Annotated in this window: 16 protein-coding genes; 9 read left to right on the top strand and 7 right to left on the bottom strand. The window is 43.7% G+C overall.

Translation table 11 applies throughout. The features are described 5' to 3' along the window. Positions 1–4 precede the first annotated feature (4 nt). Positions 5–1,285, bottom strand: coding sequence for a 3-phosphoshikimate 1-carboxyvinyltransferase (gene aroA, locus AB4263_RS05715; RefSeq protein ID WP_017062105.1), 1,281 nt, complete (start codon positions 1,283–1,285; stop codon positions 5–7). Between the two features lie 162 nt (positions 1,286–1,447). Next, positions 1,448–1,903, bottom strand: a complete 456-nt coding sequence (locus AB4263_RS05720) for a glycine zipper 2TM domain-containing protein (RefSeq protein WP_004736438.1) — start codon at positions 1,901–1,903, stop codon at positions 1,448–1,450. 53 nt (positions 1,904–1,956) lie between these two features. Here AB4263_RS05720 and aat point away from each other — a divergent pair, with 53 nt between their 5' ends. From aat to infA, 3 genes are all read left to right on the top strand, one after another. Then, on the top strand, positions 1,957–2,667 hold the full coding sequence (aat, locus tag AB4263_RS05725; protein WP_372097844.1) for a leucyl/phenylalanyl-tRNA--protein transferase: 711 nt from the start codon (positions 1,957–1,959) through the stop codon (positions 2,665–2,667). Further along, complete coding sequence (locus AB4263_RS05730) at positions 2,667–3,365, top strand: arginyltransferase (protein ID WP_017062107.1); 699 nt, start codon at positions 2,667–2,669, stop codon at positions 3,363–3,365. The genes aat and AB4263_RS05730 overlap by 1 nt, the downstream gene beginning before the upstream one ends. Before the next feature lie 81 nt (positions 3,366–3,446). Further along, the gene (gene infA / locus AB4263_RS05735; protein WP_001040192.1) at positions 3,447–3,665 is read left to right on the top strand and encodes a translation initiation factor IF-1; all 219 of its coding nucleotides are present in this window, start codon (positions 3,447–3,449) and stop codon (positions 3,663–3,665) included. A 193-nt stretch (positions 3,666–3,858) separates the two neighbouring features. Here infA and clpA read toward each other — a convergent pair whose 3' ends face one another. Together clpA and clpS are read right to left on the bottom strand one after the other, a co-directional pair. Then, positions 3,859–6,132: an ATP-dependent Clp protease ATP-binding subunit ClpA gene (gene clpA, locus AB4263_RS05740; protein WP_372097846.1), complete on the bottom strand. Its 2,274-nt coding sequence runs from the start codon at positions 6,130–6,132 to the stop codon at positions 3,859–3,861. 39 nt (positions 6,133–6,171) lie between these two features. Continuing rightward, the gene (clpS, locus tag AB4263_RS05745; protein ID WP_004737430.1) at positions 6,172–6,492 is read right to left on the bottom strand and encodes an ATP-dependent Clp protease adapter ClpS; all 321 of its coding nucleotides are present in this window, start codon (positions 6,490–6,492) and stop codon (positions 6,172–6,174) included. A 586-nt stretch (positions 6,493–7,078) separates the two neighbouring features. Here clpS and cspD point away from each other — a divergent pair. Beyond that, entirely contained in the window at positions 7,079–7,300 is a 222-nt protein-coding gene (cspD, locus tag AB4263_RS05750; protein ID WP_004736548.1) for a cold shock domain-containing protein CspD, read from the top strand. Between the two features lie 327 nt (positions 7,301–7,627). Here cspD and AB4263_RS05755 read toward each other — a convergent pair whose 3' ends face one another. Then, positions 7,628–9,853 carry an NADP-dependent isocitrate dehydrogenase gene (locus AB4263_RS05755; protein WP_372097848.1) on the bottom strand — a complete coding sequence of 742 codons (2,226 nt, stop codon included), beginning with the start codon at positions 9,851–9,853 and terminating at the stop codon, positions 7,628–7,630. Positions 9,854–10,174: 321 nt separating this feature from the next. Here AB4263_RS05755 and AB4263_RS05760 point away from each other — a divergent pair, with 321 nt between their 5' ends. Then, positions 10,175–10,903 (top strand): pseudouridine synthase, encoded by a 729-nt coding sequence (locus tag AB4263_RS05760; RefSeq protein WP_136973574.1) that lies wholly within the window; start codon positions 10,175–10,177, stop codon positions 10,901–10,903. Positions 10,904–10,961: 58 nt separating this feature from the next. Here the strand turns inward: AB4263_RS05760 and AB4263_RS05765 are convergent, their stop codons facing one another. Together AB4263_RS05765 and AB4263_RS05770 are read right to left on the bottom strand one after the other, a co-directional pair. Next, the gene (locus AB4263_RS05765; RefSeq protein ID WP_102398103.1) at positions 10,962–11,609 is read right to left on the bottom strand and encodes a DUF2057 family protein; all 648 of its coding nucleotides are present in this window, start codon (positions 11,607–11,609) and stop codon (positions 10,962–10,964) included. Positions 11,610–11,683: 74 nt separating this feature from the next. Beyond that, complete coding sequence (locus tag AB4263_RS05770; RefSeq protein ID WP_372097850.1) at positions 11,684–12,703, bottom strand: porin; 1,020 nt, start codon at positions 12,701–12,703, stop codon at positions 11,684–11,686. Positions 12,704–13,216: 513 nt separating this feature from the next. Between AB4263_RS05770 and dinG the strand changes: the two genes are divergently transcribed. The 4 genes from dinG (at position 13,217) to rsmS (ending at position 16,931) form a co-directional block, all read left to right on the top strand. After that, positions 13,217–15,292, top strand: a complete 2,076-nt coding sequence (gene dinG, locus AB4263_RS05775) for an ATP-dependent DNA helicase DinG (RefSeq protein WP_136978344.1) — start codon at positions 13,217–13,219, stop codon at positions 15,290–15,292. Positions 15,293–15,420: 128 nt separating this feature from the next. Then, on the top strand, positions 15,421–16,200 hold the full coding sequence (locus AB4263_RS05780) for a TSUP family transporter (RefSeq protein WP_017062114.1): 780 nt from the start codon (positions 15,421–15,423) through the stop codon (positions 16,198–16,200). A gap of 22 nt (positions 16,201–16,222) precedes the next feature. Next, on the top strand, positions 16,223–16,771 hold the full coding sequence (locus AB4263_RS05785; RefSeq protein WP_372097852.1) for a primosomal replication protein: 549 nt from the start codon (positions 16,223–16,225) through the stop codon (positions 16,769–16,771). Next, positions 16,761–16,931 carry a pleiotropic regulatory protein RsmS gene (rsmS, locus tag AB4263_RS05790; protein WP_017055021.1) on the top strand — a complete coding sequence of 57 codons (171 nt, stop codon included), beginning with the start codon at positions 16,761–16,763 and terminating at the stop codon, positions 16,929–16,931. Before AB4263_RS05785 ends, rsmS begins: the two co-directional genes overlap by 11 nt. The last annotated feature ends 15 nt before the right edge of the window (positions 16,932–16,946 follow it).

The raw sequence follows: 16,946 nt of genomic DNA on the forward strand, positions 1-16,946 counted from the left end.
ATTTTTATAGACTTAGCATTTTCAGCTTGTCGAAGTAATCAGGGAATGTCTTTGACGTACAACCTGGATCATTAATCGTCACAGGCGTATCGCTCAAGGCAACCAGCGAGAAACACATCGCCATACGGTGATCATCGTAAGTATCAATCGCCGCATGAGTCAGTTCAGCCACAGGGTTAACAATAATGTAATCTTCACCCTCTTCCACTTCAGCGCCGACTTTGCGTAGCTCTGTTGCCATTGCAGCCAAGCGATCTGTCTCTTTCACACGCCAGTTGTAGACATTACGGATTGCCGTTGTGCCTTTCGCAAACAATGCGGTTGTCGCGATAGTCATCGCAGCATCTGGGATATGGTTATAGTCCATATCAATGCCTTTCAGCTCGCCACAACGAGAAATAACGTAGTCGTCACCCCATTCGATTTCCGCACCCATTTTCTCAAGCGCATCAGCGAATTGGATATCACCTTGGATACTGTTTTTACCAATACCAGTGACCTTAATCTCACCACCTTTGATAGCAGCGGCTGCAAGGAAATATGACGCAGATGATGCATCACCTTCAACCAAGAAATCACCCGGTGCCGAGTAAGATTGCCCGGTAGGAATCACAAACTCTTGGTAATCATTATTGATCACGTCCACACCAAATTGCTTCATGATGTGCAGCGTAATATCGATGTAAGGTTTAGAAACCAATTCACCGTCAATTTTAATGGTCACTTCACCTTCAGCTAAAGGCGCAGCCATCAAAAATGCCGTCAAAAATTGACTAGAGATCGAACCGTCGATAGAAACCGTACCGCTCTTCAAACCGGTACCTGTGATCTTCAATGGCGGGTAGTTTTCGTTCTCTAAATATTCAACGTCGGCACCGGCTTCTCGTAGTGCTGTTACTAAGTGGCCAATTGGGCGCTCTTTCATGCGAGGCTCACCAGTAAGAACGTATTCACCGCGACCTAAACATAGTGCAGCCGCCAACGGACGCATCGCCGTACCCGCATTACCTAAGAAAAGCTCTAGGGCTTTGTCACTTGAAAATGCACCACCAACACCTGTCACTTCACAAACGGTTTTGTCTGCAGACAACTGATAATCAACACCTAACTGAGTCAATGCATTCAACATATGACGAATATCATCACTGTCTAGCAAGTTTGTTAGGCGAGTGGTTCCCGTAGAAAGTGCAGCCAAAAGAAGTGCACGGTTGGAAACGCTTTTTGAACCAGGTAGGTTAACTTCCCCGTTCACTTTTTGAATTGGTTGTAACGTAAGGCTTTCCATTAAATCTTATAGTCCTTGTACCACCCGAAGTCACTGGTGCGTATTTATTTTCGGGTGATGAATAATTCTTCGTACTTGCAGACTAACGAACTTTTCCAACGAACTCCAGAGCTAATCCGGCCCAAACCGGTGATTAATTAGCCAATCAATCGTATTTATATACTAGTACACGAGATCAACTCGAACACCATCTGAAAAATAGAGAATTCGTACATCATCGCCTCGGTTGAACAGCATCGAGTTATCGACATCTTGGATAATGTTGACTAACTTGTCGTCTTTGGTTTTGACCAATAACTCGACCAGTTTGTACTCTACTTTATATTGTGTGTTACCTCGGTTACGAGCAATACCCGCACCTGCTACTGCACCTACAGCTGTCGCCACTTCTTTACCAGTGCCGCCGCCAAACTGGTTACCAATCAAGCCACCAATCGCCGCACCTAACAAGGTTTCCCAACCATTCGCTTTCGACTCAACGATCTCTTGCTGAGTGATGTATCTGACCGTATCAATCTCACCATAAACCACCTCGTTTACTGGTCGAGCTTGGTTTCTGTTGTAAGCTGCATTTGCCAACATGGGCAAAACAAGTAAAATCCAAAGCAACTTCTTCATGGTAAAACTCCTAAAGACCTCTTGGTCAGTGATTAATCTGTAATGCGGTACTTATGACTATATACCTAACCGAACTTGATACTACTAGTATAGAGTTTCCTTCGCCTTTCGACGCGCTTGATGACCCCAACGGTCTGCTCGCCTTCGGTGGTGATTTATCACCAATGCGAATTTTAAACGCTTATAGCCAAGGTATATTTCCATGGTATGGCCCAGGTGAGCCTATACTTTGGTGGAGCCCTGCACCGCGAGCGGTATTTAATCCTAAGACATTCGAACCGTCAAAAAGTCTTAAAAAGTTTCAAAGAAAGCACAATTACCGAGTCAGCATCAACCAAGCGACGGACAGAGTAATTGGTTATTGCTCTTCACTAAGACCCGAAGAAGAAACCTGGCTAAACAGCGACATGCAGTCAGCCTACCGCAAACTCGCTTCATTAGGTTTCTGCCACTCGTTTGAGGTTTGGCAAGATGATGAACTGATCGGTGGACTTTACGGCTTACAAAGAGGCCAAGTCTTTTGCGGTGAATCGATGTTCAGCCTAAAGACCAATGCCTCTAAAATTGCGCTGTGGTACTTTTGTAAACACTTTACCCGATTCGGCGGACAACTGATTGATTGCCAAGTCATGAACCCTCACTTGGAATCCTTGGGCGCTATCGAGGTTGATAGGGATGAATTCCTAGGCTCTCTGCAATTACTCAAAGAGTTCTCCGTTGACGATGCATGCTTTAAAACCCAATGGCTAAAGGAAATGCCTTAATGAATCCAGATTTACAACAAATCAGAATTGGATTAACAGACAATCACGCTTGCAGCTACTTACCTCACTTCGAAGAGAGAGTGGCGGTCACGCTTGACGAACACATGCACACCTCAGATAACTATGAAGTTCTGCTTGCGAATGGATTTCGCCGCAGTGGTTCAACCATTTATAAGCCACATTGCGATAATTGCTCAGCATGCCAAGCGATTCGGCTTTCAATTCCTGAGGTTAAGCTTTCCAAAAGCCAACGACGGATCCTTAACAAAGGAAAATCACTACGTTGGGAACTGAAAGATGAGATGGATGACAACTGGTTTGACTTATACAGTCGCTATATCACCGCTCGTCACCGTTCGGGAACCATGTACCCACCCAAGAAAGAAGAGTTTCTACAATTCTCTAAAAATGAGTGGCTTACTACAAAGTTCATGCACATCTATGATGAGAACAAGTTGGTTGGTATCGCCGTAACCGACATCATGGCTCACTGTACGAGCGCGTTTTATACCTTCTTCGCTCCTGATATAGACATTTCGATGGGAACACTTGGCGTTCTATTTCAGATCCAACATGCCCAGAAAGAACAAAAACAATGGTTATATTTGGGTTATCAAATCGATGAATGCCCTGCGATGAACTATAAAGTACGATTTCAACGTCATCAAAGGCTAGTAAATCAGCGGTGGCAAGGGTAGAATACGCGACAACTTTACATATTTTGATTTTAACGGCACAATCAAGCCGTTGAAAACCGCCAAATTTCGAAAGAGGATTAGATGGCTAAAGAAGACGTAATCGAGATGCAAGGCACTGTCCTTGATACTCTACCAAACACAATGTTCCGTGTTGAGCTTGAAAACGGTCACGTAGTGACAGCACACATCTCTGGTAAAATGCGTAAGAACTACATCCGTATTCTTACTGGTGATAAAGTAACTGTTGAGATGACTCCATACGACCTTTCTAAAGGCCGCATCGTCTTCCGTGCTCGTTAATTTTTAATTAGCGAATACAATAAGAAGCGGAGCTTAAGGCTCCGTTTTTTATTGCCTGAGCTTTTTACTACACAAGCACATCAATCTCGCATCTCGCATCTCGCATCTCGCATCTCGCATCTCGCAAGCATAAAAAACGCACAACCGAAGTCATGCGTTTTATGTTTAAGCCCTTGAATTATCGTTCACTTCGTTAGTGCATAACCTCTTCTTTAGCACCAACATAGATGAAATCCAATTCGTCTTTTTTCAGGGATACTTTAACCGTACCGCCATCAACCAAGCTACCAAACAGTAACTCGTTAGCAAGTGGCTTCTTAAGCTTCTCTTGAATCACACGTCCCATTGGACGAGCACCCATGGTCTTGTCATAGCCTTTATCAGCCAACCAGTGACGAGCATCCTCAGAAACCTCTAAAGACACGCCACGAGCGTCCAGTTGAACCTGAAGCTCAACAATGAATTTATCAACTACTTGGCTAATCACACTTGGATCAAGGCTGTTGAACCAAATGATATTATCAAGACGGTTACGGAACTCAGGAGTAAATACCTTCTTGATTTCACCCATCGCATCTGGCGCATGATCTTGTTGGATCAGGCCGATCGATTTCTTCTCGGTTTCAGCCACACCTGCGTTGGTCGTCATCACTAGAATCACATTGCGGAAGTCCGCTTTGCGACCATTGTTGTCAGTTAGCGTGCCGTTATCCATTACCTGCAGTAGCAAGTTAAAGATATCTGGGTGAGCTTTCTCGATTTCATCCAGTAACACAACAGAGTGCGGGTTCTTGATTACGGCATCCGTTAGCAAACCACCTTGGTCGTAACCGACATAACCAGGAGGCGCACCAATCAAGCGGCTCACTGAGTGTCGCTCACCGTACTCAGACATATCAAAGCGCAGAAGCTCAATACCCATCAACTTAGACAGCTGAACAGTCACCTCTGTTTTACCGACACCAGTAGGACCAGCAAACAAGAATGAACCAACAGGTTTATTGTCTGCACCCAATCCAGCACGGGTCAGCTTAATCGCTTCACTCAATACATCGATTGCAGGGTCTTGTCCGAATACCAACATTTTCATGCGCTCATCCAGTTTCTGGAGTGTATCTTTGTCTGAAGACGATACTGACTTTTCAGGAATACGCGCCATTTTCGCAACCATTGACTCAATATCAGCCACGCTTACCGTTTTCTTACGACGGCTTGCAGGTGCCAAACGACTACGAGCGCCCGCTTCATCGATTACGTCAATGGCCTTATCAGGAAGGTGGCGTTCATTAATGTATTTAGCTGACAGTTCCACAGCGGCACGCAACGCTTTGTTGGTGTAGCGCACTTCGTGGTGAGCTTCGTATTTTGGCTTCAAGCCAATCAGGATCTTGGTCGTATCGTCTAGCGATGGTTCAATAATATCTATTTTCTGGAAGCGACGAGCTAAAGCACGCTCCTTCTCAAAAATACTGCTGTACTCTTGGTACGTTGTTGAACCGATGCAACGTAATTTGCCACTGCTTAGTAGTGGTTTAATTAAGTTTGCCGCATCAACCTGACCACCCGATGCAGCCCCGGCACCGATAATGGTGTGGATCTCATCGATGAACAGAATCGCGTCTTCTTCTTTCTCCAGTTGCTTAAGAATCGCTTTAAAACGTTTCTCAAAGTCACCACGATATTTGGTTCCGGCTAACAGTGAACCGATATCTAGAGAATAAATTACGCTGCTCTGAATGATTTCAGGCACTTGTCCTTCAACGATGCGCCATGCAAGACCTTCCGCGATGGCAGTTTTACCTACACCCGCTTCACCCACTAACAGAGGGTTGTTCTTACGACGACGACACAGAACTTGGATAGTGCGTTCTAGCTCTTTATCACGACCGATTAGTGGGTCAATATTGCCCTGCTTTGCGACTTCGTTAAGGTTAGTAGCAAAATTTTCTAAACGGTCTTCAGAGTTAGCTTCTTCAACATTTTCTGCACCACCAAATGAATCGGATGATGAAGGACTGTCGCCTTCGTTGCTCGCTTTGGTAATACCGTGTGAGATGAAGTTAACAATATCTAAGCGACTAATGTCGTTTTTCTTAAGAAGATATGCCGCGTGAGATTCTTGCTCACTAAAAATAGCCACAAGTACGTTAGCACCTGTTACTTCGCTGCGACCTGAAGATTGAACATGAAAAACAGCGCGTTGAAGTACTCGTTGGAAGCTCAACGTTGGCTGAGTTTCGCGAGTTTCGTCGCTTTCAGGGATAAGTGGGGTCGTTTGATCGATAAAAATATCGAGCTCATTGCGAAGAGCATCGAGATCAGCCTGACAAGCTTGGAGCGCTTCCTTGGCCGCATCATTTTCTAATAATGCTAGTAGGAGGTGTTCGACAGTCATGAATTCATGTCGCTTGTCTCGCGCACGAGCAAATGCGCCATTTAAACTCGTCTCTAATTCTTTATTTAGCATAAGTACCTCCTAAGGGAACAACAGTGTTGTTCGAGCAATTTATACTTGCTCCATTGTACATAGTAGCGGATGCTCATTTTCCTTTGAGTACATCGTGACCTGCGCTACCTTTGTTTCCGCTATTTCAGCACTGTATGTGCCGCATATAGCTTTACCTTCATAATGAACCTTGAGCATCACTTCCGTTGCTTTTTCGATATCTAGTGAGAAGAATCGCTCTAGGATCTCGATTACAAAGTCCATGGGCGTGTAGTCATCGTTATTCAACACAACGTTATACATCGCCGGTGGCTTTACTTTTGTTGCTTCTTTCTCCAGTAAATCTGAGCCTGGAGATGCCCATTCAAAGTTTCTGCTCATATCGCTTTGCTAAGGGTTATTTTTCGGAAGTCGTGAGTGTTTACCTAACTCAAATTTACCACATTCACGCTTTACGGTGTACTAAGAAACTGCACCGAGAAACAGTACCAAAAAATATTCCTCTATACTGAGCCTAATCCACCATTTCCATCGCTGCAAATAAAAGATCTCGATTAACAGGATTAACATATGTGATTGATTAAAAAGACACCACAACTATTGATGCTAACGATAAGATCACCGCTAAGTTACTATTTAGTTAATAGTTTGCAGTTAATCTCGAATGTGATTTGTTATTAAAATTGATCAATTTTATACCAATTTGCTATTGACTGTGCTCAATCATTAGCTACATTGGAGCTAAAAGGTTTTTTTAATACATTTTTGCAACATGAATTAAAATCAGTAACACGCTTCAAAAATTAACAATAAGGAATAATTACGCAGGGTAGCGTTAATTTCCGTAAGCAATGTACGAGATTCAAGCTATTAGCTGAAATTCTTTAGCTGGTAGGAATGATATCAATCGCACTTACAACAATTGATATAACAACGTTAGTAACAAAATGCATGAGGGATGTATAGCATGGCTACAGGTACAGTAAAATGGTTTAACAATGCCAAAGGGTTTGGCTTTATTTGTCCAGAAGGTGAAGACGGCGATATTTTCGCGCACTACTCCACAATACAAATGGAAGGTTATCGAACCTTAAAGGCTGGTCAGCAGGTCGACTATGAAGTAGAAAGTGGACCTAAAGGCTCGCATGCTAGCTCAGTTGTTCCTGTAGAAGGCAGCGCCGCAAAATAGGCGATTGCCAACTCATGTTAACCTCCAGCAGTCGTCATTAACGGCTGATAGGTAAACAGAATATTGAAACCGCTCATTTAATACCTGTAACACAGGATTACGTGAGCGGTTTTTTTCGTTTTGGGGGCTCTAAAGTTGCTCACTGGACAATGAGCTCGAAGAGCTACTCCCCTTAAGCTAGGTCTTAAGAAGTATTAGACAGAAAAAAGACGCTTTAACATTATCGTTAAAGCGTCTTTCGTTTTGACTTTATCTATAACTTAGCTATCAGCCTAAGCAACTCGTTAGCAAATCACGTTCATGAGTGACTAACGATGAGTCCAATCACTATGCATCAATAAACGCGTTTAGCGTTGAGCTTGGGCGCATTAGTGTTGAAACCAATGCATCGTCAAGTAGGTAGTAACCACCTAAGTCGCCAGCCACACCTTGAGCGTTGTTCAGCTCTGCAACGATCGCTTCTTCACTTTCAGCCAGTTGACTTGCCACACCTGCAAACTCAGCAGCAAGATCAGCGTCAGCCGTTTGCTCAGCAAGCGCCTTAGCCCAGTATGCCGCTAGATAGTAGTGGCTACCACGGTTATCAAGCTCACCTACTCGACGTGAAGGAGACTTGTTGTTATCAAGGAACTCACCCGTCGCTTTATCAAGCGCATCAGCTAGAACTTGTGCTTTAGCGTTACCTGTTACTACGCTCAGGTGCTCTAGAGATGCCGCTAGTGCCAAGAATTCACCTAGAGAATCCCAACGCAGGTGGTTTTCTTTCTCTACTTGTTGAACATGTTTAGGAGCAGAGCCGCCAGCACCTGTTTCAAACAGACCACCACCGTTCATTAGTGGAACAATCGATAGCATCTTAGCTGATGTACCAAGCTCTAAAATCGGGAACAAGTCAGTTAGGTAATCACGTAATACGTTACCAGTAACCGAAATAGTATCTAGGCCTTCTTTGATACGAACCAGTGAGTATTGAGTCGCTTCAAGTGGAGCAAGGATCTTAATTTCAAGACCATCGGTATCGTATTCAGGAAGGTATGCTTCAACTTTCTTGATAAGCTGAGCATCATGTGCGCGTGACCCATCTAGCCAAAATACCGCTGGAACACCCGATGCACGAGCACGCGTTACCGCAAGCTTAACCCAGTCTTGGATTGGTGCATCTTTAACCTGACACATACGGAAGATATCGCCTTCCTCTACGTCTTGCTCAAGAAGCACAGCGCCTGAAGCGTCAACAACTTGAACCTGACCAGCAGCTTCAAGGATGAAAGTCTTATCATGAGAACCGTACTCTTCCGCTTTTTGAGCCATCAAGCCAACGTTTGGTACGCTACCCATCGTTGTTGGATCGAACGCGCCGTTCTCTTTACAGAAATCAATAACCGCTTGGTAAATGCTCGCGTAGCTACGATCTGGGATCATTGCTTTGGTATCTTTTTGCTTACCTTCTGGATCCCACATTTGACCAGAAGAACGCAGCATTGCAGGCATAGATGCATCCACAATGATATCGCTTGGTACGTGTAGGTTAGTAATGCCACGGTCCGAATCAACCATCGCTAGTGGTGGCTGAGTCTCGTATACCGCTTGCAGGTCAGCTTCGATTGCTTCTTTCTGCTCTTGAGGAAGCGCATCAATCTTCGCGTAGACATCACCGATGCCGTTATTTACATCAACGCCTAGCTCTTCAAACAGCTGACCGTGTTTAGCAAATACGTCTTTGTAGTAAACCTTAACCGCGTGACCAAAGATCACTGGGTCAGATACTTTCATCATCGTCGCTTTCAAGTGAAGAGAAAGCAGTACACCTTGCTCTTTAGCCGATGCGATTTCTTTTTCGAAGAATGCAACCAAAGCGGCCTTATTCATCACTGACGCATCAATGATCTCTTTATCTTGCAGTGCAAAAGCTGGCTTCAATGTTTTCTTCGCACCATCTTTGCCAACGAATTCAATGCTAACTTCTGTAGCACCTTCAATGGTTACTGACTTTTCGCTACCGAAGAAGTCTTTGTCGTCCATACTTGAAACGTGCGACTTAGAATCTGCAGACCAAGCACCCATTGAGTGTGGGTTCTTCTTCGCGTAGTTTTTAACAGAAAGTGGAGCGCGGCGATCCGAGTTACCTTCACGCAATACTGGATTTACTGCACTGCCTTTGATTTTGTCGTAAGTCGCTTTTACTGCTTTCTCTTCGTCAGTGTTTGCTTCTTCTGGGTAATTAGGAAGTGCGTAACCTTTTGACTGTAGCTCTTTGATTGTTGCTTGAAGCTGAGGTACAGATGCAGAGATGTTTGGAAGCTTGATAATGTTTGCTTCTGGTGTCTTAGCCAATTCACCTAGTTCTGCTAATGCATCACCAATACGTTGCTCTTCGTTCAAATAGTCAGGGAAGTTGGCAATAATACGCCCTGCAAGTGAAATGTCGCGAGTATCAACGTTAATACCAGAAGAAGCTGTAAAAGATTGAATGATAGGCAGCAGAGAGTATGTTGCTAGCGCCGGAGCTTCGTCTGTAATGGTATAGATGATCGTTGGTTTTTCAGTAGGCATGAAATTTCCCTATAGTTCTTACAAGCTCATTTAAAGTAGTGAGCGTGTTATAAATTGACCAGTAAGCCACTCTAAGAGTGAAAACTGCTTACTCGATAGTCGTACTCTATCTTATTTTTCATACAATCTTGATGACAGCATGAACCAAATCCGTGAGTGCGTTGTTATAATAAAACACGAAGGTATAATTAAACAAATCAGGCTTAAGAGTCCATCAACTTGTTCTATTTTGTGTCTTTTAGGCGCGCAAATGATAGCTCAATTCCGTTTCAGTGAAAACTTTTCAGCACACTTCGTTTACATTTTTGCAAGGTAGTTAACATGTCTACTCGCTCACGCAGCGCATCTCGTTCAGACAAACCGGCTCGTTCTGGTGCAACATTAAAACAAAGCGGTAATAGACAAAGCCGAAGCAGTGATAAGAATAACACTGGCAATTCGCACAACAAATCTCACTCAAGCAAGCACCGATATAAAGGCAAGCCTACCAATGCAAAACCTAAGGTTGCGCTCGAAGATCGCAAAGTAATTCTGTTCAACAAGCCTTTCGATACTCTAAGCCAATTTACAGATGGCGAAGGGAGAAAAACGCTAGCGGACTTTATTCCAGTGAAAGACGTTTATGCTGCAGGTCGCCTTGACCGCGACAGCGAAGGGTTAATGGTCTTGACCAACGATGGTATTTTTCAAGCTAAGCTAACTCAACCAAACTCAAAATCCCCAAAGACTTACTGGGTACAGGTTGAAGGCGCACCTTCTGAGGAAGATTTAGATAAATTGAGAAAAGGTGTCGAACTAAAAGACGGCATGACACTGCCCGCTCAGGTTGAGGTGATGTCTGAACCTGTTGTGTGGGATAGAAATCCTCCAGTACGCTTCAGAGCCGCGATACCGACAACATGGTTGGCTATTACAATCATTGAAGGACGTAACCGTCAGGTAAGACGAATGACAGCCAATATCGGCTTCCCTACCCTGCGTCTTATCCGTTACTCAATGGGTAATATGAATGTGGGGCAGCTGCAGCCTGGTGAGTGGAAAGAGATTTAACTCATAGCAATATATTAAAGCGAGATTTACGTCTCGCTTTTTTGTACGTGAAGATTGATTACTTTTGGTCAATTAACCATTTTTGGAATGCTTTACGCTCTTCTTCATTTGCTCTTGAATACCATAGCTTAAGTTGAAGCGTATTTTCAGACTCTTGCACAGTACTGTCGCCAGCTACCGTTGCTCCAACTACTGCACCAGTTTGTACCGCCGCTAGCTCTTCTTTCAACGAACGAATCTTGCCTGAATCAAAAACTAAGCCTCTTTCTTGGTTGTAGTCTTTAACCAACTGAGGGATATCGCTGTAAGGCAGTGCACCTTGAGATGGAGGCAAAACTTCTTGCACGACTTCTGCATCATCACCGTTTACAGAGATACTGAATATAGGAAGTTCTCTGTCTACATTTTTTTCGATTTTAGCGTACTTTCTACTTAGAAGATCAATATCAACATCAGCATTTTCGGGAACATTAACTACCATAATGTAAGGAACTGTACTGATAAACTCGCGTTTGCCTTTATCGCTCAAATACCCTGTGTAATCTAAAACGAGTTGGTTTTCACCTGAGGTGAATACAGCGTCTTCCACACTTTCAACAACCTCACCGTTCAAAGTATTTAGCGAAATACCAGAAGCCAAATCAAGAGCAGCCGTTGCGTATGGTGCAGAGAATAGACAGACAAAACTCAAATACCACTTGTTCATGTACGATTCCTTAATCAATAAATGTAAAAAAGCCAGCTAATAGCTGGCTTTTGTATAGCATAGTTAACTACAGATTAGAATGTGTAGTAAACACCAGCAATAACGCCATCAGCATCTAGAGTTTGTGATGCGTATTCGAAATCAGCAGTTTGGTATTCAGCTAGGAATAGGATGTTGTCACGGAATGCGTAATCAACACCAACAACTAGGTTAGTAGAGTCGATATCAGAGATCTTAGAAGTACCCGCTGCTGTAGCGATTTCGTCAGTTGTTGCTACAGAGTATGTAGTGTATAGACGAACAGCGTCGATTTGGTAAGCAGCTGCGATACCCATAGTTTCACCGTTGCCGTAAGAACCAGCAGCGATGTCAGCTAGATCCCAGTAACCGTAACCTTGGTTGCCTTCAAATTGTGCGTATGTAACAGCTAGGTATAGGCCACCAAACTCAGCAGAAGCAGAAGCACCAGCAAGAGAGTAATCTACGTCTTTAGCAGCGTCACCAGTGATGTAAGAAGCACCGATAGAGAAGTTGCTGAATGCGTAATCTGCAGAGATACCGTAAGTATTATCTACGTCTTCTTCAGAATCAGTATTTACGTCAGCTACAATAGTGAAGCCTTCAATGAATTGGCCTTTAAATACAGCACCGTGACCAGAAGACTCTTTGTGGTGACCACCAGTAGAGCCCATGTAGTTACCTTCGTTTGTGATATCATCTTTCTGGATAGCGTCAGCAGATTCTGCTAGGTCGCCAGTTTCACCGAAAGCCATACCCCAAGTGTCAGTTTTAAAACCAGCTAGAACGTCATCGAACTTAGCGTTGCTGCCGTCAGTTTCGATTTCGAAAGATGCGAATGCTGTGAACTGGTCGTTAAGCTTCTGCTCAGCGTCTAGTTGAATTTTAGCCCAAGTAGAAATGTCAGCTTCGTTTTTAACTGTTTCAGTTAGAGTCTCGTCTACTTCAGATTGTTGTAGGTAGATATCTACCTCGCCTTTTAGGCCAACTTTAGTATCGTCGTTAGAGTAAATTTCTGCTGCGTTTACAGAAGTTGCTGTAGCTGCGATAGCTAGCGCTAATAGAGTTTTTTTCATAATAAATCCACTGCCTTTTCTAAGAATGGGAGATCCTTGCCCGGTTCCCTTTTATTTTTATGACTGGTCATTACCACTCTTTGTTGGTTAATCACCGTCACTAAATTTCGAGGTCTAGATTGCAAAAGATTATCCTGCGTGTCAAATAAACTAAAAACAAACCTAAAAAAAACACAAAGCAATCAAAATCAACCACTTACATTTTTTTTCATTGTTTTACGAGCAGCTTATCCTTAGTTTTATCAGGAAATATAATAATCCAAAAAAAGAACAGAACAGCATTTAACACCACAAACAACTTGTAAAAACGCCACATCTCAGGATTTAACACCTACAAGCAAGTCTTTTTTAATATTTATATTTCGCAACATAAATAAAATAGTTAAGTTCCTGATGGTTCAGTTTTTTTTTGTGAACAAGATCTACCTTTGATTCAAAAGCAAGCTATTTCACCGTAAATGTACCGACTAGTGATATGTGCTACTATCCTCGCTCCGTTACGTAGGTCACAGTATGCTAACTACTAAAATTCAAAAATCTATTCGCACCAGTTATCAAAACCTCCAAGATCAGTTGGACAACTTTGTACCTCGACGTGCTCAAAATTACCTTGTTGCAGAAATAGCGAAGACACTTTGTGGTCAATACCACAAAAGTAATCGCATGATTGTTGCAGAAGCGGGAACCGGGATCGGGAAATCACTGGCTTATTTAATGGCAACTATTCCTGTCGCTGTGCTCAATAACCGAAAAATAGTCATATCAACGGCGACGGTTGCGCTACAAGAACAGCTCGTCAATAAAGATCTCCCTCTATATAGAAGACTGACTGATCGAGAGTTTTCTTTCATATTAGCGAAGGGCAGACAGCGTTATTGTTGTTCCGAAAAGCTAGCCGCTGCCTGCGGGGTTGATGGCGGACAAATGGCCATGTTCGAATCTAAGCCAAAGAAGAAGGATATCGACCAACTTCAAACCATGTATCGTAGCCTAACCCAAGGTAAATGGGATGGTGACCGTGATTCGTGGCCAAAACCCATCGACAACATGATTTGGCAGATGATTGTCAGCGATAAGCACAGCTGTAACAACAGTATGCCTACGCATAGAGACTGCCCTTTCCAGAAAGCTCGCTCAGAGCTAGATAAAGCAGACGTGATTATCGCCAATCACAGTTTAGTGATGGCTGATGCAGACTTAGGCGGCGGCGTGATACTGCCTGAACCAGAAAATAGCATCTATATATTCGATGAAGCTCACCATTTACCGCATGTAGCCAGAGATCACTCTTCTGCGGCTGCGAGCTTAAAAGGCGCAGCATCGTGGTTGGAGCGTTTGAATCAATCAATCACTAAGCTTTCAGGCCTCGCTGACGAGAAACGTGTCCATCGATTTCGAAATGAGCTGCAAGACTCAGTGCAACAGCTGATCCCTACCCTGACTCAAATGAGTAAACAGTTTGACGCTAACCACTTTGAAGACGGCTTGTATCGCTTCGAACATGGCGACTTACCTGAGTGGCTTGAGAATGAATCAAAAGACCTCAAGCAACTCACACAAAAGGCGAGCCAAGCAGTTGCGAAGATTGCAGACCTGATTGCGGAACGAGTTAAAGACGGCGAGCTTTCAGCAAAGCTTGCAGAGCCGGCACTGGCAGAAATTGGCTTCTATATACAAAGAACAGAGAACCTTGCTCAAGTTTGGCGCTTAATGGCTGAACCGAAGAGAGAAAAAGGCGCTCCTTTGGCTCGTTGGCTCGAACTGAATAAAGAAAGCGAAGGCGATTTCGTTGTGAATGTTTCGCCACTAGAGGTAGGTTGGCAACTGGATCAACAAATCTGGAGCCGCTGTGTGGGTGCCGTATTAGTATCTGCGACCATGAGGGCGCTCAACTCTTTCAGTTTTTTCTGTCATCAAGCCGGTATCAGCCAAAAAGCAGAAGATGGCGTACAGTTTTTGGCTTTGGCATCACCGTTTGATTACCAGAATCAAGCTGAGCTGATCGTTCCGGCAATGAAGTACGAACCACAAGCACCTCAGTTTACCGAATATCTTATTGAAATTTTGCCTAAGGTAATAGAAGACAAAAAAGCCAATCTCGTTCTATTCTCTTCTTACTGGCAAATGAACAAAGTTGCAGAGGCTTTAACAACAGATTTCGTTAAAAAGTCGTGGGCATTGCAGGTTCAAGGCGATACTTCACGAACTGAAATTCTAAAAAAACATAAAAAGCTAATAGACCAAGGTAAAACCAGCGTTCTTTTTGGAACTGGCAGCTTTTCTGAAGGTCTTGATCTACCGGGTGAGCTTCTTGAAAACCTCGTTATTACCAAGATTCCTTTTGGTGTTCCTACCTCTCCCGTAGAGCAAGCACATTCAGAATATATTGAATCACGCGGTGGTAACCCTTTTATGCAGATTACTGTTCCAGATGCGAGTAAAAAGCTTATTCAATCTGTGGGTAGACTACTGCGTAAGGAAAGAGATTCTGGTAAAGTCACGATCCTTGATAGACGCATAGTAACGAAGCGATACGGAAAGTCCCTACTCGATTCACTACCGCCTTTTAAAAGAACAATAAAATACTAATATCCCCTGCCCTTGAGGTAGTTATGGGCCTTCATCGCTAGGCCCTTGCATTCACAACCCAACATGACTAATCCATAGATTTTTCATGTGGCTGCCCTATCAGCCGATGACGAGAACACTAGCTATTTATGGAAATGATTGAGCCAACCATGTTGGTCATACTTGCTCTGGTTGCATTTGCAGCAGGCTTTATTGATGCTGTCGCAGGTGGCGGAGGGATGTTAACCGTTCCAGCTTTGCTATCGCTTGGTTTACCGCCACACATCGCATTGGGTACTAACAAGCTTGCAGCGACTTTCGCTTCATCTACAGCTGCATTCACTTACTACCGTAAAAAGCTGTTCAAGCCTGAGTGTTGGGTCAATGCATTCATATCTACTTTAATAGGTGCGACCATCGGCACACTCACTGTTGATGCCATTAGCACCGAGTGGTTAGAGAAGGTATTGCCGTTAGTCATTCTTGCCGCAGCGGTCTATACCATTTTTCATAAGACTCCAGATGTGAGCCATAATGTGTCTCCTAAGCCATGCCCTGTGCTTAAGAGAAAACAAAAGTACCAAGGATTCATTCTTGGCTTTTATGATGGGGTTGCTGGCCCAGGAACTGGCGCGTTTTGGACGGTAAGCTCTATGGCGCTTTATCGCTTAAACATCTTACTTGCCTCTGGTCTATCCAAAGCCATGAACTTTACCAGTAACTTTACCTCTTTGGTGACCTTCGCGATTCTTGGTCATATTGATTGGGTTCTAGGTTTAACCATGGGCCTTTGTTTGATGGCCGGTGCATTTGTTGGCGCTCACTCTGCTATTCGTTTCGGTGCTACATTTATACGACCTGTGTTTGTTACCGTAGTAAGCGTACTTGCAATTAAACTGGCATATGAAGCTTGGTTTGTGAACTTATAGGCAATAGCCAACGGGGAGTGAGATGAATCAATTTTCAAAGCTAAAAAGTGTCATTGATACCTTGATTGGCCATTGCTCGCAGGTTGATAAATCTCGAGGAGCTTATCATCAAGCCTTGTTTGACCGAGCCTTATTTAAATGTGGCGCCTCTGTTTTGCTTCCCTATGCACTTGAAACTCAGGCAACGTACCGCACCATTGTACGTGAACAAACCACAAATCAACTGACCGCATCCAGAGCCAACTACCTGACAGAAAAGCTGACAAATCAGATTGCAGCAATCCAAAGAGAGTTAGCCAACCACGATTTACGCTTGGACCGAAAAAGTAAGTCAGGGAAAACCCTTAACGACCTATACAACGAACTCGCTCAGCACCAAGACTGGCAAAAGCGATTGATCGATTTAGTCCGAGTAAGAAAGTTAGCGTTTGATTCTGCGCCTCGCCACAGTAAGAAAAAAGCGGAAGAGGCTTGGCAGTTAGCAAAAGAGCGATTAGAACGCTGTGAAGACTCAATGAAAAATATTGAGAGACTGATTAACTTAGAGAACCCTAAGCGAAATGAACACTGATAACACACCATCACCACTGGATAACGCACCAGAAGAAGTTAAATTAGCTGTCGACCTGATCTATCTGCTCGAAAGCAACGAAATCGATCCAAAAGTCGCGTTAGAAGCAATCAAAATTGTCCAGCAAGATTTACAAGCCAAACTAGCATCTAGCATCTAGCATCTAGCATCTAGC

The sequence above is a fragment of the Vibrio sp. 10N.261.55.C5 genome (assembly GCF_041470505.1).
GTDB classification, from domain to species: Bacteria; Pseudomonadota; Gammaproteobacteria; order Enterobacterales; family Vibrionaceae; genus Vibrio; species Vibrio crassostreae_C.